General features: G+C 73.9%; 22 protein-coding genes and 1 tRNA gene. 8 read left to right on the forward strand and 15 right to left on the reverse strand.

Annotated elements, in window-relative coordinates; all coding sequences use genetic code 11:
• Positions 1–92: 92 nt before the first annotated feature.
• The 3 genes from KW076_RS11810 (at position 93) to KW076_RS11820 (ending at position 2816) form a co-directional block, all read left to right on the forward strand.
• Positions 93–677: a DUF4245 domain-containing protein gene (locus KW076_RS11810; protein ID WP_224355497.1), complete on the forward strand. Its 585-nt coding sequence runs from the start codon at positions 93–95 to the stop codon at positions 675–677.
• Entirely contained in the window at positions 674–1315 is a 642-nt protein-coding gene (locus KW076_RS11815) for a carbonic anhydrase (RefSeq protein ID WP_224355498.1), read from the forward strand. Before KW076_RS11810 ends, KW076_RS11815 begins: the two co-directional genes overlap by 4 nt.
• Positions 1316–1391: 76 nt before the next feature.
• Entirely contained in the window at positions 1392–2816 is a 1425-nt protein-coding gene (locus KW076_RS11820; protein ID WP_224355499.1) for a class II fumarate hydratase, read from the forward strand.
• Between the two features lie 157 nt (positions 2817–2973).
• On the opposite strand, the gene KW076_RS11825 is transcribed toward KW076_RS11820, so the two are convergent.
• Both KW076_RS11825 and phoH2 read right to left on the reverse strand, forming a co-directional pair.
• Positions 2974–3477, reverse strand: a complete 504-nt coding sequence (locus tag KW076_RS11825; RefSeq protein WP_224355500.1) for a prepilin peptidase — start codon at positions 3475–3477, stop codon at positions 2974–2976.
• 307 nt (positions 3478–3784) lie between these two features.
• Positions 3785–5224, reverse strand: coding sequence for an RNA 5'-3' helicase PhoH2 (phoH2, locus tag KW076_RS11830; protein WP_224355501.1), 1440 nt, complete (start codon positions 5222–5224; stop codon positions 3785–3787).
• Between the two features lie 195 nt (positions 5225–5419).
• Between phoH2 and KW076_RS11835 the strand changes: the two genes are divergently transcribed.
• Positions 5420–6064, forward strand: a complete 645-nt coding sequence (locus KW076_RS11835) for a rhomboid family intramembrane serine protease (RefSeq protein ID WP_224355502.1) — start codon at positions 5420–5422, stop codon at positions 6062–6064.
• Between the two features lie 37 nt (positions 6065–6101).
• On the opposite strand, the gene KW076_RS11840 is transcribed toward KW076_RS11835, so the two are convergent.
• Positions 6102–6875 (reverse strand): isoprenyl transferase, encoded by a 774-nt coding sequence (locus KW076_RS11840; RefSeq protein ID WP_224355503.1) that lies wholly within the window; start codon positions 6873–6875, stop codon positions 6102–6104.
• A gap of 95 nt (positions 6876–6970) precedes the next feature.
• Here KW076_RS11840 and trhA point away from each other — a divergent pair, with 95 nt between their 5' ends.
• On the forward strand, positions 6971–7687 hold the full coding sequence (gene trhA / locus KW076_RS11845) for a PAQR family membrane homeostasis protein TrhA (RefSeq protein ID WP_224355504.1): 717 nt from the start codon (positions 6971–6973) through the stop codon (positions 7685–7687).
• A 33-nt stretch (positions 7688–7720) separates the two neighbouring features.
• On the opposite strand, the gene KW076_RS11850 is transcribed toward trhA, so the two are convergent.
• Positions 7721–8134: a hypothetical protein gene (locus tag KW076_RS11850; protein WP_224356850.1), complete on the reverse strand. Its 414-nt coding sequence runs from the start codon at positions 8132–8134 to the stop codon at positions 7721–7723.
• A gap of 53 nt (positions 8135–8187) precedes the next feature.
• Positions 8188–9174, reverse strand: coding sequence for a mycothiol conjugate amidase Mca (gene mca, locus KW076_RS11855; RefSeq protein ID WP_224355505.1), 987 nt, complete (start codon positions 9172–9174; stop codon positions 8188–8190).
• 74 nt (positions 9175–9248) lie between these two features.
• Between mca and KW076_RS11860 the strand changes: the two genes are divergently transcribed.
• The 3 genes from KW076_RS11860 (at position 9249) to KW076_RS11870 (ending at position 11087) form a co-directional block, all read left to right on the forward strand.
• Positions 9249–9686 carry a DUF4307 domain-containing protein gene (locus KW076_RS11860; RefSeq protein WP_224355506.1) on the forward strand — a complete coding sequence of 146 codons (438 nt, stop codon included), beginning with the start codon at positions 9249–9251 and terminating at the stop codon, positions 9684–9686.
• Between the two features lie 193 nt (positions 9687–9879).
• Positions 9880–10374, forward strand: coding sequence for a transcription elongation factor GreA (greA, locus tag KW076_RS11865; protein ID WP_224355507.1), 495 nt, complete (start codon positions 9880–9882; stop codon positions 10372–10374).
• Positions 10375–10463: 89 nt separating this feature from the next.
• Entirely contained in the window at positions 10464–11087 is a 624-nt protein-coding gene (locus KW076_RS11870) for a GPP34 family phosphoprotein (RefSeq protein ID WP_224355508.1), read from the forward strand.
• An 83-nt stretch (positions 11088–11170) separates the two neighbouring features.
• Here KW076_RS11870 and ilvA read toward each other — a convergent pair whose 3' ends face one another.
• The 10 genes from ilvA to KW076_RS11925 all read right to left on the reverse strand — a co-directional run bounded on the left by ilvA (position 11171) and on the right by KW076_RS11925 (position 22135).
• A complete protein-coding gene (gene ilvA / locus KW076_RS11875) occupies positions 11171–12442 on the reverse strand; it encodes a threonine ammonia-lyase (RefSeq protein ID WP_224356851.1) in 1272 nt (423 codons plus the stop codon).
• Between the two features lie 29 nt (positions 12443–12471).
• Positions 12472–13719: an AI-2E family transporter gene (locus KW076_RS11880; RefSeq protein WP_224355509.1), complete on the reverse strand. Its 1248-nt coding sequence runs from the start codon at positions 13717–13719 to the stop codon at positions 12472–12474.
• The gene (locus tag KW076_RS11885; protein WP_224355510.1) at positions 13716–14708 is read right to left on the reverse strand and encodes an aldose 1-epimerase family protein; all 993 of its coding nucleotides are present in this window, start codon (positions 14706–14708) and stop codon (positions 13716–13718) included. Before KW076_RS11885 ends, KW076_RS11880 begins: the two co-directional genes overlap by 4 nt.
• Before the next feature lie 131 nt (positions 14709–14839).
• Positions 14840–15706, reverse strand: a complete 867-nt coding sequence (locus tag KW076_RS11890; RefSeq protein WP_224355511.1) for a Bax inhibitor-1/YccA family protein — start codon at positions 15704–15706, stop codon at positions 14840–14842.
• Positions 15707–15906: 200 nt separating this feature from the next.
• A tRNA-Leu gene (locus KW076_RS11895) sits at positions 15907–15983 on the reverse strand.
• Positions 15984–16041: 58 nt separating this feature from the next.
• Positions 16042–17454, reverse strand: a complete 1413-nt coding sequence (locus KW076_RS11900) for an NAD(P)/FAD-dependent oxidoreductase (protein WP_224355512.1) — start codon at positions 17452–17454, stop codon at positions 16042–16044.
• 50 nt (positions 17455–17504) lie between these two features.
• Positions 17505–19106: a DUF501 domain-containing protein gene (locus KW076_RS12555; RefSeq protein ID WP_255612602.1), complete on the reverse strand. Its 1602-nt coding sequence runs from the start codon at positions 19104–19106 to the stop codon at positions 17505–17507.
• Positions 19107–19144: 38 nt separating this feature from the next.
• Positions 19145–19867 carry an FtsB family cell division protein gene (locus KW076_RS11915; RefSeq protein WP_224355513.1) on the reverse strand — a complete coding sequence of 241 codons (723 nt, stop codon included), beginning with the start codon at positions 19865–19867 and terminating at the stop codon, positions 19145–19147.
• A 143-nt stretch (positions 19868–20010) separates the two neighbouring features.
• Entirely contained in the window at positions 20011–21288 is a 1278-nt protein-coding gene (gene eno, locus KW076_RS11920; RefSeq protein ID WP_224355514.1) for a phosphopyruvate hydratase, read from the reverse strand.
• Between the two features lie 61 nt (positions 21289–21349).
• Positions 21350–22135 (reverse strand): MazG nucleotide pyrophosphohydrolase domain-containing protein, encoded by a 786-nt coding sequence (locus KW076_RS11925; RefSeq protein WP_224355515.1) that lies wholly within the window; start codon positions 22133–22135, stop codon positions 21350–21352.
• Positions 22136–22150: the final 15 nt, after the last annotated feature.

Genomic DNA, 22150 nt, shown 5'->3' on the forward strand with positions numbered 1-22150 from the left:
CGCCGGGGGCGACTCTGCCCCGTCTGCTTCATCCTAGGCCGCACCCGCCCGGCCGTCCCCCGATGCACGCCCGCGGTGGCACAATGCCAGGGATGAGCTCCCCCGACCCCGCCGCGCCCCCCGCCCCCCGCCCTGTCCTGACGCCCAAGCAGGCGCAGCGGGCGCGTGCCCCGTGGATCGCGATGGTGCTCTCCACGCTGGCGGTGCTGGGGATCGTCCTCGTGGCCCTCATGGTCAACCAGCCGCCGCCCGCCCCCGCGCAGGCGGACCGCGTGGACGTGGCGGCCGCCGCGTCCACCGTCCCCCACGACGACGGCGCCCTGCCCGCCCTGGCGCCCGACGTGCCCGAGCCCTGGGACTCGACCTACGCCCGCGTGGAGCGGCTGCAGGGCGTGGACACCTGGGACGTGGGCTGGGCCGTGAACGACGCCGTGTTCGCGGGGCTCAAACAGACCTCCCGTGCCGACCCCACCTGGCTGGCCCTGCGCGTGGGCTCCGCCCCCGCCGTGGGCACGGTGGACGTGGACGGGATCACGTGGGACCACTACGCCCCGCAGGACTCGAAGGACCAGCACCTCGTGGCCGAGGTGCGAGGGAGCACCCTGGTCCTCACCACATCCGGGGACCAGGCCGTACTCGAGGACCTGGCCCGCGCCGTCGCGAAGGAGATCCGATGACCACCGCCGCCGAGACCACTCCCGCCCGCCCCACCCCCGCCGAGGCGTGGAGGACCCTCCAGGAGGGCAACCGCCGCTTCGTGGCCGGGACCCCGGGCCACCCCAACCAGGACTCGGAGCGCCGCCACGGGCTCACCGAGGGCCAGGCGCCCATCGCCGTGATCTTCGGGTGCGCCGACTCCCGCCTGGCCGCCGAGATCATCTTCGACGTGGGCCTCGGCGACGTCTTCGTGGTCCGCACCGCCGGGCACGTAGTCGACGACGCCGTGCTCGGCTCCCTCGAGTACGCGGTGGACTCCCTCGACGTGCCGCTGATCATCGTGCTCGGGCACGACTCCTGCGGCGCCGTCACGGCCACCGTCGAGTCCTACATCAGCGGCACCATGCCCGCCGGCTTCGTCCGCTCGCTCGTGGAGCGCATCACCCCGTCCGTGCTGGCCGGGCGCCGCCGCGGCCTCGAGGAGGTCGACGACTTCGTGGCCGAGCACGTGGACCAGACCTGCGACCGCCTCCTGGAGACCTCCCAGTCCGTGCGCGCCGCGGTCGAGGCCGGACGGACCGCCGTCGTGGGCCTGACCTACTCGCTGGCGGAGGGCACCGCCTCCCCCGGCCGTGTGCACGGCCGCATCGAGGCCTGAGCGCCCACGATGGACGCCTGAGGACGCGCGCCCCGCACCCGGGACGCGCGTCCGGGCCGGTGCTTAGACTGGCGGCATGACCGCACAGAACACTGAGCAGCAGTTCCGCATCGAGCACGACACCATGGGCGAGGTGAAGGTGCCGGTGGACGCCCTCTACCGCGCCCAGACCCAGCGCGCCGTGGAGAACTTCCCGATCTCGGGCAAGACCCTCGAGCCGGCCCACATCCACGCCCTGGCTCAGATCAAGAAGGCCGCCGCCAAGGCCAACGCCGAGCTCGGCGTCATCTCCCAGGAGCGTGCGGACGCGATCGTCGCCGCCGCGGACGAGGTCATCTCCGGCAAGCACGACGGCGAGTACCCGATCGACGTGTTCCAGACCGGCTCCGGCACCTCCTCCAACATGAACACCAACGAGGTCCTCGCCACCCTGGCGACCCGCCGTCTCAAGGACGCGGGCTCCTCCGAGGAGGTCCACCCGAACGACCACGTGAACGCGTCCCAGTCCTCCAACGACGTGTTCCCGACCTCCGTGCACGTGGCCGTCACCGGCGCCCTCGTGAACGACCTGAAGCCGGCGCTGGAGCACCTGGCCGAGTCCCTCGAGCGCAAGGCCGAGGAGTTCCAGGGCATCGTGAAGTCCGGCCGCACCCACCTGATGGACGCCACCCCGGTGACCCTGGGCCAGGAGTTCGGCGGCTACGCCGCGCAGGTGCGCTACGGCATCGAGCGCATCGAGGCCTCCCTGCCGCGCGTCGCCGAGGTCCCGCTCGGCGGCACCGCCGTGGGCACCGGCATCAACACCCCCCAGGGCTTCTCCGCCCGTGTGATCGAGCTGCTCGCCGAGGAGACCGGCCTGCCGATCACCGAGGCCCGCAACCACTTCGAGGCGCAGGCCAACCGCGACGGCCTCGTGGAGGCCTCCGGCCAGCTCCGGAACATCGCCTACTCGTTCATCAAGATCAACAACGACCTGCGCTGGATGGGCTCCGGCCCCAACACCGGCCTCGGCGAGATCGCCCTCCCGGACCTGCAGCCGGGCTCCTCGATCATGCCCGGCAAGGTCAACCCGGTGATCTGCGAGGCCGCGATCATGGTCGCCGCCCAGGTGATCGGCAACGACACCACGATCTCCCTGTCCTCCACCAACGGCGCGTTCGAGCTGAACGTGGGCATCCCGGTGATGGCCGCCAACCTGCTGGAGTCCATCCGCCTGCTCGCCAACACCTCCCGCGTGATGGCCGACAAGATGATCGACGGCATCGAGGCCAACGAGGAGCGCTGCACCTTCCTGGCCGGGGCCTCCCCGTCCATCGTGACCCCGCTGAACAAGGTGATCGGCTACGAGGCCGCCGCCGCGATCGCCAAGCACGCCGTCAAGAACAAGATGACCGTGCGCGAGGCCGTGGTGGACCTCGGCTACGTGGAGCGCGGCGAGGTCACCGAGGAGCAGCTGGACAAGGCCCTCGACACCATGTCGATGACCCACCCCGGCGAGTGACCAGGAGTGACGTCCCGCTGATGTGACTCCCGTCGCGTCCCAGGGCCCCCATCCGTAGAGGATGGGGGCCCTGCTGCTGTGCGGTCACCCCGCGGGAAAGGACGCCCTCCTGTGCACCGCATCCGCCGCAGCGGTCCTCAGGGGAAGGCGCTGTCGGCTATGCCAGGAGCAGCACCCCCAGAGCCCCCGCCACCATCGCCGGCCCGAAGGGCAGGGCCGTATGGCGGTCCGCGCGTCGAGCCAGGACGAGCACCACGGCGACCACCCCGCCCAGGAGCACCGCCAGCACGGCGGCGGCCAGCACTGCGGCCAGCCCTGCGACGCCGCAGTACAGGCCCAGACCCGCGGCCAGCTTGACATCGCCGAGCCCCAGGCCGCCGCGCGTTAGCACGTGCAGGGCCAGCATCGCCAGGGCGTAGCCCAGCCCGCCCAGCAGGCACGAGGCCACCACGGACCACAGGCCGCCGAGCACCGCCCCGCCCCCCATGGCCACCACACCGCCCAGGGCCAGCCGTCCCGTCCACCGGTTCGGCAGCCGGTGCTCCCTCAGGTCCGTCCGCGCCAGGACCACGGAGCAGAGCAGGAACCACACCAGCCCCGCCGCCCACAGCATCGCGGTCAGCCGCTCCCCCGCCTCCCAGGCCCCCGTCCACCACGTCATGGCCCCACCCTAGGCGGCCCCGCACCCGCTCTCGCCGGCCGTCCACAGCCGGGTCTGACCAGGCTCTGCCGTGACACAGATGACAGTTGCAACCTGAAGCACCCGGGAGTAGAGTCCTCGAAGTCGGATCCCCTCCGGGGGACGCCGATCCTGAGACCCATGGCCTCGATCCCGTTTCAAGGGGCCATGCGGACGCGGGCTTCCTCGGTCCCCCATCCCCCCTCCGCGGGGCCGAGCACCCCCGCCGGGGGCCGCTGCGTGCAGCGGCCCCCCTTTTCATGCCCGCCACTGCCCCGGGCGGCTCCTCTCAGTCCTCGCCCTCCTCCAGCAGCTCCGTCACCAGGGCGGCGATCGGCGAGCGCTCGGACCGCGTCAGCGTGACGTGGCCGAACAGCGGGTGCCCCTTGAGGGTCTCCACCACGGCCGCGATGCCGTCGTGCCGGCCCACGCGCAGGTTGTCCCGCTGGGCGACGTCGTGGGTGAGGACCACCTTGGAATCCCGGCCCATCCGGGAGAGCACCGTGAGCAGGACGTTCCGCTCGAGGGACTGCGCCTCGTCCACGATCACCCAGGAGTCGTGCAGGGACCGCCCGCGGATGTGCGTCAGCGGCAGCACCTCGAGCATCCCGCGGTCGACGACCTCGTCGATCACCGACGGCGACACGATCGCGCTGAGGGTGTCGAACACCGCCTGCGCCCACGGGCCCATCTTCTCCCCCTCGGTGCCCGGCAGGTAGCCCAGGTCCTGGCCGCCCACGGCGTACAGGGGACGGAACACCACCACCCTGCGGTGCTCCCGGCGCTCCATCACCGCCTCCAGGCCGGCGCACAGGGCCAGCGCCGACTTGCCCGTGCCGGCCCGTCCGCCCAGGGAGACGATGCCCACGCTCGGGTCCGTGAGCAGGTCGATGGCCAGCCGCTGGGCCGCCGAGCGGCCGTGCAGCCCGAACACGTCCGCGTCCCCCCGCACGAGGGTCGCGACGCCGCCCTCCCGCACCCGCGCCAGCCCGGCCGCCCGCGGCGAGGTGAGCGAGAGCCCCGTGTTCACGGGCAGGTCCACGGCCGTGGGGGCGGGCTCGCCCGGGACGGCGTCCACCCCGGAGCCGGCCACCTCGTCCAGGGGGATCCCGTGCAGGCCCATCCGGCCGTCGTCGTACAGCGAGTCCAGGCGGTCCTCGTCCACACGGAGGGACACGGCCCCGCGCCAGCCGGAGTCCCGCACCAGCTCGTGCCGGTACTCGTCCGCGGCGAGCCCCATGGCGGCGGCCTTCACGCGCATCGGCAGGTCCTTGGACACGAGGGTCACGTCCCGGCCCTCGTCCGCGAGCGCCTTGGCCACCGCGAGGATCCGCGAGTCGTTGTCCGTGCCGCGGATGCCGAAGGGCAGCACGTCCGTGGAGACGTGGTTGAGCTCCACCCGCAGCGTGCCGCCCTGCGCGGTGAAGGGCACCGCGTCCTCCAGCGAGCCGTGGCGCACCCGCAGGTCCTCCAGGAGCCGCAGGGCGTGGCGGGCGGCGTGGCCGAGGTCGGGGTCCTGGCGCTTGCCCTCCAGCTCCGAGACGACGACGAGCGGCAGCACCACCTCGTGCTCCGCGAAGCGCACGAGGGCCCGCGGGTCGGAGAGGAGGACGGAGGTGTCCACCACGTAGGAGCGCCGCCCGTCCGACGCCGCCCCCTCCCGCACCTCCGCGCCCGTCTCGCCGGTCCCCCTGCCGTGCCGTCCGGTGCCGTCCGCCTGCAGCGTCATCGCTGGCCTCCTCGCCGTCGTGTCGGACGGATCCGCGCCCGTCCGGGGCCCACGGTAGGAGCGCCCGGTGCACCATAGGACGCGGGCCGCGTGAACGTCCGGTGAAGGTCTCGTGGCCCGGTGCGCGGGCCTGCGCCGCGGCTAGGCTGGCCGGACCGACCGTGCCGGCCACGCCCCCGATGAGAGGACACGCCCGTGCCCCTGCCCGACCGCCGCCCCGCCGACGACGCCGTCCCCGCACCCCGCCCGTCCCTGACGCAGGCGGCGGCCCAGGGCCTGGTGCGCACCGTGGCCCCCACGGCCGTGCTCGTGGCGGCCATGTGGGTGATGTTCCTCGTCTCGATCGTCGGCGGCTCGACGCTGATCGGCGGGCTGGGGCTGATCCCCCGCCGCGCGGCCGGCCTCGACGGAATCCTCTTCTCGCCTCTGCTGCACGGCGGCTGGCGGCACCTGGTCGGCAACACCACCGCGCTGCTCGTGCTCGGGCCGGTCGCGGCGGCCGTGTCCCGCCGGCCCCTGGCGCTGCTCGCGGCGGCCTGGCTGGGCTCCGGCGCGCTGACCTGGGTGATCGGGACGCCCGGCGTGCACGTGGGCGCCTCGGGGATCGTCTACGCGCTGATCGCCTTCCTGCTGGTCTACGGCGTCGTCGCCCGCCGGGTGCTCGCGGTGGTGGTCGCCGTGGCGGTGGCCGCCGCGCACCTGGGCTCGTCCCTGCTCGGCCTGCTGCCCCAGCCGGGGGTGTCCTGGACCGGGCACCTGGCCGGCGCCGTCGTCGGGGTGGGCCTGGCCCTGCTGTGGGGGCGCGCGGACCGGCCCGCCCGCGCCCCGCTGGGCCCCTGAGGTCCTCGGCCGGGTCCCGGCCGACGGGCGGGCCGGCTCAGGAGCCGAAGCGGCGCTGACGGCGGCCGTAGTCGCGCAGGGCGCGGAGGAAGTCCGTGCGCCGGAACGCCGGCCACATGGCCTCGCAGAAGTAGAACTCGGAGTACGCGGACTGCCACGTCATGAAACCGGAGAGGCGCTGCTCCCCGGAGGTGCGGATCACCAGGTCCGGGTCGGGCTGACCGCGCGTGTAGAGGCGGTCGGAGATCGCGTCCACGGTCAGCTCGGCGGCCACGTCGGCGGCCGAGCGCCCCTCGGCCGCGGCCTCCTCCAGCAGCTCGCGGACGGCGTCGACGATCTCCAGGCGACCGCCGTAGCCCACCGCCACGTTCACGTGCACCCCGGTGTTGTCCCGGGTCCGCTCGGCGACGTCCCGGAGCTGCTGCGCCATCCGCGGCGGCAGCAGGTCGACGGCGCCCACCGGCTGCACGCGCACGGGGGCGCGGTCCTCCCGCGGCTCGGCCAGGCGCTGGGTGGTGGTCGTGATGATCTCCAGCAGCGGTGTCAGCTCCGCCGCGGGGCGGGCCAGGTTCTCGGTGGAGAGCATGTACAGGGTGACCACGGGGACCCCGACCTCGTCGCACCAGCCGATGAAGTCGATGATCCGGTCCGCGCCGGCCTGGTGGCCCTCCTGGGTGGTGGCCCCGAAGGCCCGCGCCCAGCGCCGGTTGCCGTCCACCAGCACCCCCACGTGGTGCGGCAGACGCTCCGGGTCGAGCTCGCCGGCGAGACGTCGCTCGTAGAGGCGGTAGAAGACCTCGGGTCGGCGCACGGGTCACCTCGCTGTTCCGCTGGGGGCCGGGGGATCCAGGATACGCGCAGGCCACACGGGACGGGAGGCGCGGGACGGTGTGGGAGCATGGGGGGATGGTCACCCGTGCCCCCTCCGTTGAGAACCGCACCGGCCGGCCGCTGAAGTGGCGGATCGAGCGGATCCGGGACCCCGAGCACCCGCTCTACAAGCCCCGCCTGCGGGGCTGGGTCCACGCCGTCATGGCCCCGCTCGTGCTGGTCGCCGGGATCGTGCTCATCGTCCTGGCCCCGGGGGCCACGCTGACGTGGGCGTGCGTGGTCTACGTGGTCACCGGGCTGCTGCTCTTCGGCGTCTCCGCCACCTACCACCTGGTCCAGTGGAACGAGACCGTCTCCCGCGTGCTCAAGCGGCTGGACCACACGAACATCATGCTGGTGATCGCCGGCACCTACACGCCCCTGTCCCTGGCGATGCTGCCCGCGGACAAGGCGTGGACCCTGGTGACCGCGGTGTGGGTGGGGGCCGCCCTGGGCGTGGCGTTCCGCCTCCTGTGGACGGACGCGCCCCGCTGGCTCTACACGCCCGTCTACGTGGCGCTCGGCCTGGCCGCCGTCGTCTACCTCGGGGACTTCTTCGCGGCGAGCGTTCCCGCTGCGGTGCTGATCTGTGCCGGCGGCGCCGCGTACATCGTCGGCGCCGTCTTCTACGCACTCAAGGCGCCGACGATCCACCGCGAATGGTTCGGCTTCCACGAGCTCTTCCACGTGTTCACCGTGGGCGGCTTCGTGTGCCACTACATCGCCGTGATGATGGCCGTCCTGGCGGCCTGAGCCGGGCCCCGCGCTCCAGCGGGGCCGTGACCGTCAGCGGGGCTCGCGGCCGGTGTCCGGGGACTCCGGCTCCGGCGTGGGGTCCTGCAGGTAGCCGGGGTACCTCCGACGCAGGCGCTCGATGCGGTCGTGGGCGTCGCCGTCAAGCCGCTCTCCGCCCTCCCGGACCTCCTCCGGCAGGTGCTGTTGGTGCCGGTCCACGAGCATGGCCTCGGCCTCCGGGGAGCGCTGCTGCACCCGGCGCACGGAGCGCACCATCAGTCGGAACACGATGATCGCCATCACCACCATGAGGGCGGTGAACAGGAACCCCTCGATGCCCGGGGAGATGTCCTGCTTGTCCAGCCCCGGCTTGAGCGTGGGCTCGGGCACGGCGGGCATCGGCGCGCTCGGCGAGACGGAGGCCGCCAGGGACACGGCGGACAGGGCGAGGGGGGCCAGGGACATCACGACGCCCCACTCTACCGGGCGGGACCGCGCGGGGGCCCGCCCGCCGAGGGTCAGCGCACGCCGGCGAAGAGGTCCGTCTCCGGCGGCACGGTCCGCACACGGGACTCGATGAGGGCGTAGTCCTCCCACGGCCACGTGGAGCGCTGCAGCTCGTTCGGCGCGGCGAAGAACATCCCCTCCGGGTCCACCTGGGTGGCGTGGGCGCGGAGGGCGGCGTCGCGCTCGTCCAGGAAGTCCTGCACGGGGATCTGGGTGGTGACCTCGTGCACCGGCGGCACGAACGGGGGCAGGTGCTCCGGGTCCGGAACCTCCTCCCCCTCCTCGCGGCGACGCAGCACCTCCCGCATGGCCTCCATGCGGGCGTGCATCTCCAGGCGGTCGGTGAACGGGGACTCCTCGCCCGCCGCCAGGAACCCCTCGTGCAGCGCCTGGTACTTGGCCGGGTGGAACGCGCGGTCATAGTAGAGCTTGAGGGGCTCCCAGGCGGGGCCGGTGCCGGGGTAGGCGTCGGCGTCGCCGGCCCGCTCCCACGCCACGCGCGTGACCTCGTGGGCGCGGATGTGGTCCGGGTGCGGGTAGCCGCCGGCCTCGTCGTAGGACAGGATCACGTGCGGGCGGAAGCGACGCACCACCGCGACGAGCGGGGCCGCCGCCGTCTCCAGCGGCACCTCCGCGAAGCAATGATCCGGCAGCGCCGGCAGGGGGTCGCCCTCCGGCAGGCCCGAGTCCAGGAAGCCGAGCCAGCGGTGACGGACGCCCAGGGCACGGGCCGCCGCGGCCATCTCCGCGTGGCGCACCCCGGCGATGTCCCGCTCGGCGCGCACCGGATGCGCGTAGGAGGGGTTCAGCACGGAGCCCGCCTCGCCGCCCGTGCAGGTCACCACGAGCACCTCGGCGCCGGCCGCCGCGTAGGCGGCCATCGTGGCTGCGCCCTTGGAGGACTCGTCGTCCGGGTGCGCGTGCACCGCCAGCAGGCGCAGCCCCGTGGAGTCGGGCACCGACGCAGTGGTGGGGGCGGGGATGGACGGCTCGGACACGGGCGCTGTTCCTTCGGTTCGGACGGGCTGCCGGGGACCGGCGGGCGGCGCGCGGGGCGGCTAGGCTGGAGGGGATGTCCTCGACCCCCGCCCCTGCCGCGTCCGCGCCGGAGACCACCCTAGCCACCCGCTATGGGGTGGGCCAGCGCCGCGACCGCCGGCGCCTGTGGACCGTGCTCGGTGCCGTCGCCCTCGTGCTCGCGGTGGCCACCGCGGTGGCCGTGGCCCTCGGGAACTCCGTGGGGAGGGTCGAGGCCGAGGACGTCGGCTACCGGATCGACGATGCCGCCCACGCCGCCGTGACCTTCCAGGTGACGCTGCCCCGCGGGGTGGAGGCCGCGGCCTGCGACCTGAAGGTCATGGACGCCCGGTACGCGCCCGTCGGCTTCCACACGGTGCGCGTCAGCGCCGGGCCCGACCATCCCGCCGGGGAGACCGTGACCTACACGGCCGACGTGCGCACCGTGGGACGCGGGGTCACCGGCGTCGTCGAAGGCTGCCGCCCCGCCTGACCCGCGGGCCGCTGTCCCGATGACGCCGCCCGATCCTTGGGCGGACACGCCCCGCCGGGTACGATGGACCCGATCTTCCGCCCCGCCGCACCGGGCAGGGCACGCCCCCGCGAGAGGACGTGCGCACCCACGGCGGGGCGCTTCGCATTCCCGAGCGGCCCGCGGCCGCCACGACACCGAGAGGAACGGCACCATGGCCACCACCCCGTCCGACGCCCCCTGGCTCACGCAGGAGGCCTTCGACCGCCTCAGCAAGGAGCTCGCCCACATCTCCGGCCCCGGCCGTCAGGAGATCATCGAGCGCATCGAGGCCGCCCGCGAGGAGGGCGACCTCAAGGAGAACGGCGGCTACCACGCCGCCCGCGAGGAGCAGTCCAAGAACGAGGGCCGCATCGCCGAGCTGAAGCACCTGCTGGAGACCGCCCGCGTGGGCGAGACCCAGGCCGCCGACGGCGTCGTCACCCCGGGCACCGTGGTGACCGCCGTCGTCGCCGGCGACGAGATGACCTTCCTGTTCGGCAACCGCGAGATCGCGGCCGACGGCGAGGACCTCGAGGTCTACTCGGAGCGCTCCCCCATGGGCGAGGCCATCAACGGCGCCAAGCAGGGCGACAAGGTCACCTACACCGCCCCCAACGGCAAGGACATCGCCGTGGAGATCACCGACGTCAAGCCCTACCAGGCCTGACCCGCCCGCGGCGCCACCCGCCGCAGGCCGCCACGACGGCCGCGCCCCGGCCGGGGCGCGGCCGTCGTTGCGTCCACTACGCTGACGCCATGCTCACCTCCGAGAAGCTGCACCTGCTCCTGACCCGGGAGGACGGCCGCTCGCTGTCCCCCTCGCACCACGGCGTCGCCCTGGCCGCCGCGGTCCTGGCGGACCTGCGGGATGCCGGGATCGTCTCCCTCGAGGATGCCCCCGTCTCCCGTGCGCGCGTGCTCGTCACCGGTGCCGGGAGCACGGACCACCCGGTCCTGGATGCGCTGCTGCCGGAGCTGGACGGCCTGCGCGGCAAGAAGGTCGCCGCCGTGGTGGGCAAGGGCCGTCCGAAGGCCCGCAAGCCCGTCGTCGCGCACCTCGTGGAGACCGGGGAGCTCGTGGAGCACAAGGCGCTCCTGAACACCCGCCACACGCCCGTCGGCCCCGGCCGGCCCGCGCTGGTGGCCGGCCTCACCTCCGCGCTCGACGGCGACTCCCCCTCCGACGAGGACCGCCTGCTGCTCGGCGTCCTGCACCAGCTCAACGTCCTGCGCCGCGTCCTGCCTGAAGCCGGCGCCGAGGGCGAGTCCCGCCGCGAGCAGTCCCGCCGGCTCGAGCGGCTGACCCACGACGACCTGCTGGTGCAGGCCGTGGGCCGCACCGTCTCCACCGCGGCCGCCGCGGCCGCCGCGGCCGGCTGAGCACGGCCGGCCGCGCGGACACCCCCGCACGGATGACGGGCCCCGGGCAGACGCCCGGGGCCCGTGCGGTGTCCGGCGCCGGCTCAGGTGAGGCGCAGCGGGCTGTACCCGGACTCGCGCAGCGCGGTGAGCACCGCCTCGCAGTGGTCCCAGCCCTTGGTCTCCATGTCCAGGGTGATGTGCACGGAGCCCATGGACAGCTCCGGGCCCACCCGCGTGTGGTCCACCCGCACGACGTTCGCCTCCGTCTCCGCGATCACGCGGGAGATGGTCGCCAGCTCGCCGGGGCGGTCCCGCAACGGGATCCGCACGGTCATGTACCGCCCCGCCGCCGACAGGCCGGACTGGATGGACTTGAGCATGAGCATCGGGTCGATGTTCCCGCCGGAGAGCACCACGGCGGTGGTCCCCAGGTCGAAGCCCAGGTCCCGCGCGCGCCCGGACAGCAGGGCGGCCACGCCGACGGCCCCGGCCGGCTCCACCACGAGCTTGGAGCGCTCCACGAGGTGGACCATCGCGCCGGCGATCTCGTCGTCCGTGACGGTGACGACGGCGTCCACCAGGCCGGAGACGATGTCGAACGGCAAGGCGCCGGGACGGCCCACGGCGATGCCGTCGGCGATGGTGGAGACGGACTCCAGCACCTGCACCCGGCCCTCCCGCAGGGACACCGGGTACGCGGCGGCCGTGGCGGCCTGCACGCCCACCACACGGACCGTCCGGCCCTCCCGCCGGGCCCGCTCCTTCACCGCGATGGCCAGGCCCGCGATCAGCCCTCCGCCGCCGATCCCCACGAGGACGGTGTCCACCCGGGGCAGGTCGTCCATGATCTCGAGGCCCACGGTGCCCTGCCCGGCGACGATCGCCGGGTCGTCGAACGGCGGGATGAAGACGGCGCCGGTCGCCGCGGCGTAGCGCTGCGCCTCGGCGAGCGCCTCGTCCACGGTGGACCCGTACAGCTGGACCTCGGCGCCGTGGTCCTGGGTTGCCTGCAGCTTGGGCAGGGCCACCCCGCGGGGCATGACGATCCGCGCGTGGATCCCCAGTTTGGCCGCCGCGAGGGCGACGCCCTGGGCGTGGTTGCCCGCCGAGGCCGCGACGACGCCGGCCGCCCGCTCCTCCGCGCTGAGCCGGGCCATGCGGACGTAGGCGCCGCGCACCTTGAAGGAGCCGGCGCGCTGGAGGTTCTCGCACTTGAGGTGGACGGGCGTGCCGAGCTGGTCCGTGAGGGCGCGGGAGAGCATCACCGGGGTGTGCTCGGCGACGTCCTCGAGGACGCCGCGGGCGGCCTCCACGTCCTCCAGGCGCACGGGCAGCCGGTCGCCGGTGGGCTCCTGCGCGTCGGCCGGGCGCAACCACGGGGCGGGGGCGGCGCCGCCCGCGGTCACGGCTTGAGCTCCGTGCGGGTGGAGCCGGTGCGTCCGTCCTCCACATCCCCGTCCGGGCCTGAGTCGTCGTCGAAGGAGGTCGGGTCGAGCTTCGGATCCAGCTTGGCGTCGCGACGGGCCGCGGCGATCACCTCGTCCGAGGGGCGGAAGACCTTCTCCCCCGGGAGGATCTCCTCCCCGGGGCCCTTGGCGCGCAGGGCCTGGACGAACGCGTTGGCGAAGGCCAGCAGCGGGACGGCGAACACGGCGCCGACGAGGCCCAGGGCGACGCCGCCCGCGGCGACGCCGAGGAACACGGCCAGCGGGTGCAGGGACACCGCCCGGCCCATGATCAGCGGCTGCAGCAGGTTGGACTCGATCTGCTGCACCAGGATCACGACGCCGAGCATCAGCAGGGCGTTGACGAGCCCGTTGGCGGTGAGGGCCAGGACGCACGCGAGCGCGCCCGAGGCGATCGCGCCGATGGTGGGCACGAAGGAGAAGAGGAAGACGATCACCGCGACCGGCAGGGCCAGCGGCACGCCCAGGAGCCACGCGCCGAGGCCGATGCCCACGGCGTCGATGAACGCGACCACGATCTGCACGCGCACGAACGAGCCGAGGGCGTTCCAGCCGGTGCGCCCGGCGACGTCCACCCGGCTGCGGCTGGTGTGCGGCACGAACGCCAGCAGGAAGCGCCAGATCCGCTCGCCGTCGAAGAGGAAGAAGATCAGGGTGAACAGGGCGATGAACAGGCCGGTGAGCACGTTCGCGGCGGTGGACCCGAACGCCAGGGCGCCGTCGACGAGCACCCCGGAGTTGTCCTTCACCGTGCTCCAGACGTTGTCCAGCGCGGCGGCGTCGAAGCTCACGGGCACGCCCATGCCCTGCACCCAGGTCACCAGGTGCTCCACGGACGCGCCCAGCTGGTCGGAGAGGTCGGAGAAGCCCTGGACGAGCTCCAGCCCGGCCACCCAGGCCAGGAGCACGACGGCGGCGAGCAGGAGCACGATGGACAGCACCGCGGCGAGCACCCCGGGGATGCGCGCCCGGCGCAGCGCCCGGTAGATCGGGGCCAGCAGGACCGCCAGCAGGGCGGCCACCAGCACGGGGATGATCACGAGGCTGGCGAACCCGGCGAAGTGCCAGACGACCCAGAGCATGGCCGCGACGGCGATCACCCGCCACGACCAGCCGGCCGCCACGGTCAGCCCGTAGGGGATGTCCTTCTCGAGCTTGGCGTCGGTCGAGAGCGTGGAGCTCATGCGGCGTCCTCCTTGGGTGCGGCCGCGGGCGCGGCGGGGGCGAGGTCGGGGACGAGGCCCCAACGGGCGGTCAGGGTGGCGCCGGGCGCCAGGCGGTGGAGGCCGGTCCCGGAGTTCAGGGCGTCGGCGGGAGCGGTGAGAGGCTCGACGGCGACGGCGACGTCCCGGCCCGGCAGCCGGTCCGTGACGAACACGTGGGTGACCGTGAACGCGGGATCGGACCACAGGGTCACGGAGCGTCCGTCCGGAGCCAGGAGCCGGGCACGGTGCAGCCCGTCTGCGTCGGCCTCCAGGCCGGTCAGCCCCACATCGAGCCCCTGCGCGCCCACCGGGCGGCCGGAGCGGAAGTCCTGCGGGCCGCCGTCCACGGGCAGGGTCTCCACGGGGATCAAGTCCTCGCCCGTGCGGATCCACTCCCGGGCCGGCACCTGGAGGGTCAGTTCCGCGCTGGGGACGTCCCCGATCCGCAGGAACGGGTGGGCGCCGAACGCCACCGGCGCCTCGGCGTCGGCGTGGTTCTCCAGCGACATGGTGACGGTGAGGGCGCCGGCGTCGTCCAGGGCGTAGGCGACGCGGTGGGTGAGGCGGAAGGGCCAGCCGTGCTGCGGGTGGATCTCCCCGCGCAGGGTCACGGCGTCCTCGGCCACGGACTCGGCCGTGAAGTGGGTGTTGCGCAGCAGCCCGTGGCTCGCGTGACCGCGGGAGGGCTCCGTGACGTCCAGCTGCTGGGCCGCGCCGTCCAGCTCCCAGCGCCCGCCGGCCACGCGGTTGGGCCACGGGCTCATCTGGATGCCGTTGCCGGCCGGGGGGACCATGTCCGGGCCGTACGGCTCGGTGAGGTCCACCCCGTCCAGGCGGTAGGTGCGCAGCGCCCCGGCGAGGGCCGCGACGACGGCCTCCGCCCCGCCGCGGGCGATCCGGTACTGGGCGCCGGAGGCCCGGGGCGCGCCGAAGACGGCGTCGGCGTCGGGCGCGGGCGGGACGGTCATGGCGGGCTCCTCGGGTGCAGGGCGGGCGGACGGCTGGGACCAATCTACGCGGGACGGGCGTCCCGGAGGCGGCAGAGGACGACGCCCCCGTCCGGTGGGGACGGGGGCGTCGTCGGCGGGACGGGGCCGGATCAGTCGTCCGAGCGGAGGATCGAGAGGATGCGCAGGATCTCCACATACAGCCAGATCAGGGTCACGGTCAGGCCGAAGGCGACGGTCCAGGAGTACTTCTGCGGGACGCCGTTCTTCACGCCCTGGGCGCCCATCTCGAAGTCCATGGTCAGCGAGTAGGCGGCCAGCAGCACGGCCACGGCGCCGACGATGAGGCCCATGGCGCCGAGGCGCAGGTTGGCGATGCCGGTGAAGGTCAGCACCAGGTTCAGCAGCATGAACAGCATGTAGCCGATCATGGCGGCCATCACGATCTTGGTCATGCGCGGGGTGGGACGGAACTTCCCGGAGGTGTAGAGGGCCAGCATCACGGCGAACACGGACACGGTGCCGAGCACGGCCTGCAGCACGATGCCGCCGTAGGCGGCCTCGAAGGAGGCGGAGATGCCGCCGAGGAACAGGCCCTCGGCCAGGGCGTAGCCCATGATCAGGACGGGCGAGGGCTCGCGCTTGAACGAGTTCACCAGGCCCAGGACCAGGCCGACGATCGCGCCGATGAGCATGAGCGCCGGCATGGTCCAGCCGATCGCGCCGCCGATCACCACGAGGGTGAGCATGAGGGCGGTCTTGCCGACGATGTCGTTGTAGGTCATCCGGCCGGTCTCGGCGGCGCCGGCGGCCGGGGCGCGGAAGGCCTGCTCCATGTTCTGCTGGAAGGCGGCCTGCTGCGCCGCCTGCTGGGCGCCGTACGCCTGAGACTGGCCGTAGGGGCTCTGCTGCTGGCCGGAGGGCGCCTGGGGGGCGGCGTTCTGGTACCAGCCGGGCTGCTGCTGGCCCGCGTGCATCTGCTGCTGGAAGTTGTTCGAGTTCATCACCGGGTTGGCCACGGCTCGCTCCTTCGGGTCGGGACGGCCCGAACACACCGCGTGAATGCGCTGCACACGTGCTCCGGGGGTTCCACCTCAGTCTACCGAGGGGACCCGATTCCGCACCGCCCCCGCTCCGCCGCAGGCGGAACGGGGGCGTTGCGTTCACGCAGGGCGAAGTTCCCGGGCTGGACCTGGGCGTCCTGCGGAGCCGGACGTCGTGGTGCCCCCGGCGGGACTCGAACCCGCACCACGCCGATTTTAAGTCGGATGCCTCTGCCGGTTGGGCCACGGGGGCGCGACGACCCCGCCCGGATCCCGGGCGGGGCCGTGTGCGCGTCAGACGCGCGGGAGGGTCACTTCGCTGCGAGCTCGCCGGCGCGCTTCTTCTCCAGGGTGGAGGGCACCGGCTCGGCGCCGGCGGCCACGCGGAACGCGTTGAAGGGGGTCTCCTGGCCGTCCACGGAGGTGGAGTCGCGGCCGAAGAGGGTCTCGGCGATCCAGCCGGAGACGATCCGGAAGCGGCGCTCCAGGGTCGGCATCGCGTAGGCGTGGTAGCCGCGGTGGGCCAGGAAGGCGGGCACGCCGAAGAGCTTGACGCCCATCGGGTTGCCGACGCCCTTGAGGAAGCCGAGGCCGGCGACGGCGCCCAGGGACTTGTGCACGTACTCCTGCACCTCGCCCTCGCCGTGCCGCACGGCCATGTAGTTCTTGGCCAGCTGCGCGGCCTGCCGGCCGGCGTGCTGGGCGTTGGGGACGCAGAAGCCACCGGGGCCGGCGCCGGTGAGGTCCGGCACGGCCGCGACGTCGCCGCAGGCCCACGCGCCCTCGAGCACGCCCTCGCCGTCCTTGATCTGGAGGGTGGGGGTGACCTCGATGCGCCCGCGGTCCTCCACCGGGAAGTCGGTCTGCTTGGCAACACCGTTGGCGGCGACACCGGCAGTCCACACGAGGGTGTCGGCACGGAAGGAGTCGGCCTCCGACTTGTCGGCCATGTTGACCAGCTTCATGACGCCGCCGGTGGCGTCGCCCAGCGAGGTGTTCAGCAGCACCTCGATGCCGCGGCCCTTGAGGTGCGCCACGACGGCCTGCGCCTGGTCCTCGGACACCTCGGGCATGATGCGGCCCATGGCCTCGACGAGCACGATGCGGACCTCGGTCTGGGAGAGATTCTCGTTGCGGGAGACCGCGGTGCGGATGAGGTTCTCCATCTCCGCGATGGCCTCGATGCCGGCGAAGCCGCCGCCGACGACCACGAAGGTCAAGGCGGCGCGGCGCTGCTCGGCGTCGGTCATGAGGGCGGCGGCGTCCAGGCGCTCCAGGATCTGGTTGCGCAGCGCCACGGCCTCCTCCACGGTCTTGAGGCCGATGCCCTGCTCGGCCAGGCCCGGGATGGGGAACACGCGGGTGTTCGCACCGGCGGTCATCACGATGTCCTGGTAGGGCACCTCGAACTCGGCCCCGTCCTCGCCGCGGACCACGGCGACCTTGCGGGCGTGCTCGACCTTGGTCACGGCGCCGCGGACGACCTCGGTGTCCTTGAGGTGGGTCTGAAGATCCACGATCACGTGGCGCCCCTCGATGTGGCCGCCCACGACCTCCGGCAGGAAGGGCTGGTAGGTCATGTACGGGCGGGGGTCCACGACGGTCACGACGCCGCCACGGTCCTTCACCTTGGACTGGAGGGTCTGGGCGATGTGGAAACCGGCGTAGCCGCCGCCGACGACGAGCAGGCGCGGCTTCGGGGACAGATCAGGGGTGATAGACATGAGGTCATCCTAATCCCGGCCCCGCGGCCGCTCCCACGCCCGGGGGACGCTCAACCCCGCAGGGACAGGGCGATCCCATCGAGGATGTCGTGCTCGCTGGTCACGGCCTCCGTCACGCCGCTCGCCGCGGCGACCCGCGCGAGCACCGTGGACCAGATCAGCGAGCCCGCTCCGATCACGTCCACCCGGCCCGGATGCATGAACCCGCGCGCGGCGCGCTCCTCCCGATCCGCCGTCAGCAGGGCCTCCGCGGCGGCGCGCAGCCGCTCCACCGGGAGCACGGCGCCGTGGATCGCGGCGGGGTCGTACTCGGCCAGCCCGAGGGCCTCGGCCGTCACGGTGGTCACCGTGCCCGCCACGCCCACCGCGGCCCCCACACGCTCCAGCGGCAGGCGCGCGGCGACGTCGTCCATCACCTGCTCCACGGCGGCACGGGCGGCGGCCACCCCGTCCGCGGCGGCCGACCCGGCCAGTCCGAAGCGCTCGGTGAAGCGCACGCAGCCCATGTCCATGCTCACCGCGTCCACGACCTCGCCGGCCGGGGTGCCGACGACGAACTCCGTGGACCCGCCGCCGAGGTCCACCACGAGCACGAGGGCGTCGTCGTCCAGGGCGGAGACGTCCACGGCGGAGACCGCTCCGGCGAAGGACAGCCGGGCCTCCTCCTCCCCCGAGATCACCTCGGGCTCCACACCGAGGCGCTCCGACACGCCCTGCACGAACGCCTCCCGGTTGGAGACGTCGCGGCTGGCGGAGGTGGCGACGAACCGCACCCGCCCCGCGTGGTGGCGCTTCACCAGGTGGGCGTACTCGTCCACCGCGGCGAAGGTGCGCTCCAGCGCGGCCTCCGAGAACGCGCCGGTGGCGTCCACCCCCTCGCCCAGGCGCACCACGCGCATCTCGCGGACGACGTCCTCCAGGGGCGCGCCCGCGGGCAGGCCGGCGGGCTCTGCGGCGTCCTCCGCACCGGCCGGGCGGGCGATGAGCAGGCGGATGGAGTTCGTGCCGCAGTCAACGCCGGCCACCGTCACCCGCTCCAGGCGCTCGACACGCTCGAGGTGCTTGACGTGGCGGGACAGGTCCCGTGTCGGCACGGGAGCCGCCTCGTCCCAGGCGCCCGCGCACGCGCACACCCCGGGAGTCCACCACTCGGCGACGGCGGCGATCGCCTCGTCACCCAGCGGGTCCACCCCCGGTCCGGCCGCGAGCGCGTGGCCCACGAGCGCGTGGAGGCACTTCACGCGGTCGGGCAGCCCACCCGCGGAGACGTGCGCGATCTCCGGCACCTCGCCCGTGCCGGACGCCACGCGGATCCGCTCGCGCTCGGCCAGGTACGCCTCGTGGGCGGCGCGGTGCGCGGCGGCGAGCTCCGGGTCCGCGGCCAGCCGGTCGTTCATCTCCGCCATGAGACCGCCCGCCTCCAGGCGGGAGACGGCGGCGGTGAGCACCGGATGCGTCAGGTAGAACGTCGTCGGGAACGGGATGCCGTTGGACAGGCGCGGCGCCGTGGTGGCCACCAGCGGGTTGCCGCAGACGCAGCGGGCGCCGACCTCCACGACGTCGCGCACCGGGCGTCCCAGCTGCCGGGAGAGCGTGTCCAGGTCCTGCTCGGTGACGGCGCGGGGGTCCTGGGGCGCGGGGGTCTCGGTCAAGGCGTCCTCCTGGGATGCGGGGCGGGAAGCGGGCGTGGTCATTCGGTGGCGGCGCGGACGGCGGAGTCCCACAGGCCCTCCACCCACGGGAGCCGGTCGTTGACCTTCTCCTGGGGGACGGAGTCGGCCGGGACGGCGCCGGACTCGTCGGGCAGGCCGGTGACGGTGTAGAGGGTCTCCCCCGGCATGACGAGCTCCAGGCGCTGGCGCGCCTGCTGGGCCACGTAGCCGGGGTCGTCCCAGCGCCGGATCTGCTCCTCGTACTCCGCCTTCCGGCGCTGCTGCTCGGCGATGTCCTGCTGGGCCGCGGAGATCTCGAGCTGCTGGTTGAGCATGAGGCGCGCCGTGGGCGCCACCAGCACGGCGGCGATGATCAGCACGGCCAGCACCACGAGGGAGCGGCCCGTGAGCTGGCGCGCGGGCACCGGCTCGGGCAGGGGCACGCGACGACGGGCCGCGGCGTGCTCCCGGACGGTGGCGCGGCGGCGCTCCTCCCGCAGACGGGCGACGCGCTGGGCGGCCGCGCGCTCGGCATCGGGCCGTGGGGAGGGCCGGGTGGCCTCGTGCCGACGACGCTGCGCCGCCTCCTGCAGGTCGATGACCTGCGGGCCCGGGGGGGCCGGGGGCGCCGGCGCCTCCGGTGCGGCCGGCGCCACGGGGGCCGGTTCGACGACGACCGGCTCGACGACGGCGGGGGTCGCCCTCTCGGGAGCGGTGTCCGGCACGGCCACACGGGGCACACGGGGGCGGCGGGCGCTCATGCCGGTCTCCTTCGGGACGTGGGCGGGACCCCCACAGCCTACTGCCCTCCCCTGGCAGGACCCTGGCCGGCCGGAGACGGCGGCGGGCCCGCCCGGAACGTGTCCGGACGGGCCCGTCGGGGCGGCGCGGGGTGCCGTCGGGCTCAGCCCTGGAAGCGCGGGAACGCGGAGCGGCCGGCGTACACGGCGGCGTCGGCCAGGTCCTCCTCGATGCGCAGGAGCTGGTTGTACTTGGCCACACGGTCCGAGCGGGCCGGGGCGCCGGTCTTGATCTGGCCGGCGTTGGTGGCCACGGCGAGGTCCGCGATGAAGGTGTCCTCGGTCTCGCCGGAGCGGTGCGAGATCATGCAGTGGAACATGTGGCGCTGGGCCAGGGCGATCGCGTCGAAGGTCTCGGTCAGGGAGCCGATCTGGTTCACCTTCACGAGCAGGGCGTTGCCCGCCTTCTCGTCGATGCCGCGCTGCAGGCGCGCCACGTTGGTGACGAACAGGTCGTCGCCCACGAGCTGCACGCGGTCGCCGAGCTGCTCGGTGAGGTGCTCCCAGCCCTCCCAGTCGTTCTCGTCGAGCGGGTCCTCGATGGAGACGATCGGGTAGGCGTCCACGAGCTCGGCGTAGTAGGCGGACATCTCCTCGGCCGAGCGCTGGCGGCCCTCGAAGGTGTAGGAGCCGTTCTCGCAGAACTCGGAGGAGGCCACGTCCAGGGCCAGGGCGACGTCCTCGCCCAGGGTGTAGCCGGCCTTCTGCACGGCCTCGGCGATCAGGTCCAGGGCGGCGCGGTTGGACTCGAGGTTCGGGGCGAAGCCGCCCTCGTCGCCCAGGCCGGTGGACAGCCCCTTCTCCTGGAGCACCTTCTTGAGGGAGTGGTACACCTCGGCGCCCATGCGCAGCGCCTCGCGGAAGGACGGGGCGCCGATCGGGGCGATCATGAACTCCTGGATGTCCACGTTGGAGTCCGCGTGGGCGCCGCCGTTGAGGATGTTCATCATCGGCACGGGCAGCACGTGGGCGTTGGGGCCGCCCAGGTACTTGTAGAGCGGCAGGTCGGCGGAGTCGGCGGCGGCGACGGCCACGGCCATGGACACGCCCAGGATCGCGTTGGCGCCGAGCTTGCCCTTGTTCTCCGTGCCGTCCATGTCCAGCATCATCTGATCCACGGCACGCTGGTCGGTGGCGAGTTCGTCCTCGAGCTCCTCCGCGATCTCGAACACGGCGTTCACGGCGTCCTGCACGCCCTTGCCGAGGTAGCGCTCCGTGTCGCCGTCGCGGCGCTCGACGGCCTCGAACTCACCCGTGGAGGCGCCCGACGGGACGGCGGCGCGGCCCAGGGAGCCGTCGGTCAGCAGCACCTCCACCTCGACGGTGGGGTTGCCGCGGGAGTCCAGGATCTCGCGGGCGTGGATGGCGTCGATCTGGGCCATGGGACGGGTCTCCTTCAAACGAGTCGACAGGGTGCGCGCGGCGTTGCGGCACGCGGCCAGCCTACCGGCGCAGCGCGTCCCAGTCGCCCGCTCGCACGCACGCGATGGCGCCGCGCAGCGCCCGCTCCGGGTCGAGCCCCGCGGCCCGCGCCCGGCGCACCGTCTCGAACAGCTCGGCCCCCAGCGCGGCCTCGTCCTCCCATGCCTCTCCCGTGCGCTCCGGCAGCGGGACGTGACCGGCCAGCGGGTCGACGTCCTGACGGGCCGCCCGATCCACGACGGCGGAGGCCGCCGCCAGGGCCGGCAGGTGCGCCGGGATCCCACCGAGGCCGACGTCGTCCGGCCGAGGGGCGCCCGTGGGGCCGTCGGGCGCCCCGCCGCCCTCCGCCGCGGCGCGCTCGGCGCGCTTGACGCGCTCCCAGGCCAACTCGACGGCCTCGGGCGTGATCCCCTCCAGCTCGGCGGGCGGGCGCACCGCCCCGTCCGGGGTGAACACGAGCGGATTGCGGCGCACGAGCTTGGCCGTGAGGGCGTCCGCGGCGTCGTCGAGCCGGAAGCCCGCGGCGGGTGCGGGCGCGTCCGGGGCCCGGGACACCGCCGCGTGCAGCACCACCTGGAAGAGCACGTCCCCCATCTCGCCCGCGAGCGCCGGGTAGGAGCCGTCCGCGCGGCGGGCGGGCACGTCCGCCCACTCGGCGTCCGTGCGGGCCTCGATCTCGGCGAGCGCCTCGTAGGCCTCCTCCACCAGGTACTGCGTCAGCGAGCGATGCGTGAGCGCGCGCGTCCACGGGCAGTGTGTGCGCAGGGCCTCGGTGGTGGCCACGAGGCGGTCGACGGCGTCGCTCACGGGCGCGGCCCCCCT

Origin of the sequence: Micrococcus porci (assembly GCF_020097155.1) — a bacterium.
GTDB classification, from domain to species: Bacteria; Actinomycetota; Actinomycetes; order Actinomycetales; family Micrococcaceae; genus Micrococcus; species Micrococcus porci.

What these genes read in the sequence shown, in the direction of transcription:
- KW076_RS11810 (WP_224355497.1), top strand. Translation starts at nt 93, where the DNA reads ATGAGCTCCCCCGACCCCGCCGCGCCCCCCGCCCCCCGCCCTGTCCTG.
- KW076_RS11815 (WP_224355498.1), top strand. Translation starts at nt 674, where the DNA reads ATGACCACCGCCGCCGAGACCACTCCCGCCCGCCCCACCCCCGCCGAG.
- KW076_RS11820 (WP_224355499.1), top strand. Translation starts at nt 1,392, where the DNA reads ATGACCGCACAGAACACTGAGCAGCAGTTCCGCATCGAGCACGACACC.
- KW076_RS11825 (WP_224355500.1), bottom strand. Translation starts at nt 3,477, where the DNA reads ATGACGTGGTGGACGGGGGCCTGGGAGGCGGGGGAGCGGCTGACCGCG.
- phoH2 (WP_224355501.1), bottom strand. Translation starts at nt 5,224, where the DNA reads ATGACGCTGCAGGCGGACGGCACCGGACGGCACGGCAGGGGGACCGGC.
- trhA (WP_224355504.1), top strand. Translation starts at nt 6,971, where the DNA reads ATGGTCACCCGTGCCCCCTCCGTTGAGAACCGCACCGGCCGGCCGCTG.
- KW076_RS11850 (WP_224356850.1), bottom strand. Translation starts at nt 8,134, where the DNA reads ATGTCCCTGGCCCCCCTCGCCCTGTCCGCCGTGTCCCTGGCGGCCTCC.
- KW076_RS11860 (WP_224355506.1), top strand. Translation starts at nt 9,249, where the DNA reads ATGTCCTCGACCCCCGCCCCTGCCGCGTCCGCGCCGGAGACCACCCTA.
- greA (WP_224355507.1), top strand. Translation starts at nt 9,880, where the DNA reads ATGGCCACCACCCCGTCCGACGCCCCCTGGCTCACGCAGGAGGCCTTC.
- KW076_RS11870 (WP_224355508.1), top strand. Translation starts at nt 10,464, where the DNA reads ATGCTCACCTCCGAGAAGCTGCACCTGCTCCTGACCCGGGAGGACGGC.
- KW076_RS11880 (WP_224355509.1), bottom strand. Translation starts at nt 13,719, where the DNA reads ATGAGCTCCACGCTCTCGACCGACGCCAAGCTCGAGAAGGACATCCCC.
- KW076_RS11885 (WP_224355510.1), bottom strand. Translation starts at nt 14,708, where the DNA reads ATGACCGTCCCGCCCGCGCCCGACGCCGACGCCGTCTTCGGCGCGCCC.
- KW076_RS11900 (WP_224355512.1), bottom strand. Translation starts at nt 17,454, where the DNA reads ATGTCTATCACCCCTGATCTGTCCCCGAAGCCGCGCCTGCTCGTCGTC.
- KW076_RS11915 (WP_224355513.1), bottom strand. Translation starts at nt 19,867, where the DNA reads ATGAGCGCCCGCCGCCCCCGTGTGCCCCGTGTGGCCGTGCCGGACACC.
- eno (WP_224355514.1), bottom strand. Translation starts at nt 21,288, where the DNA reads ATGGCCCAGATCGACGCCATCCACGCCCGCGAGATCCTGGACTCCCGC.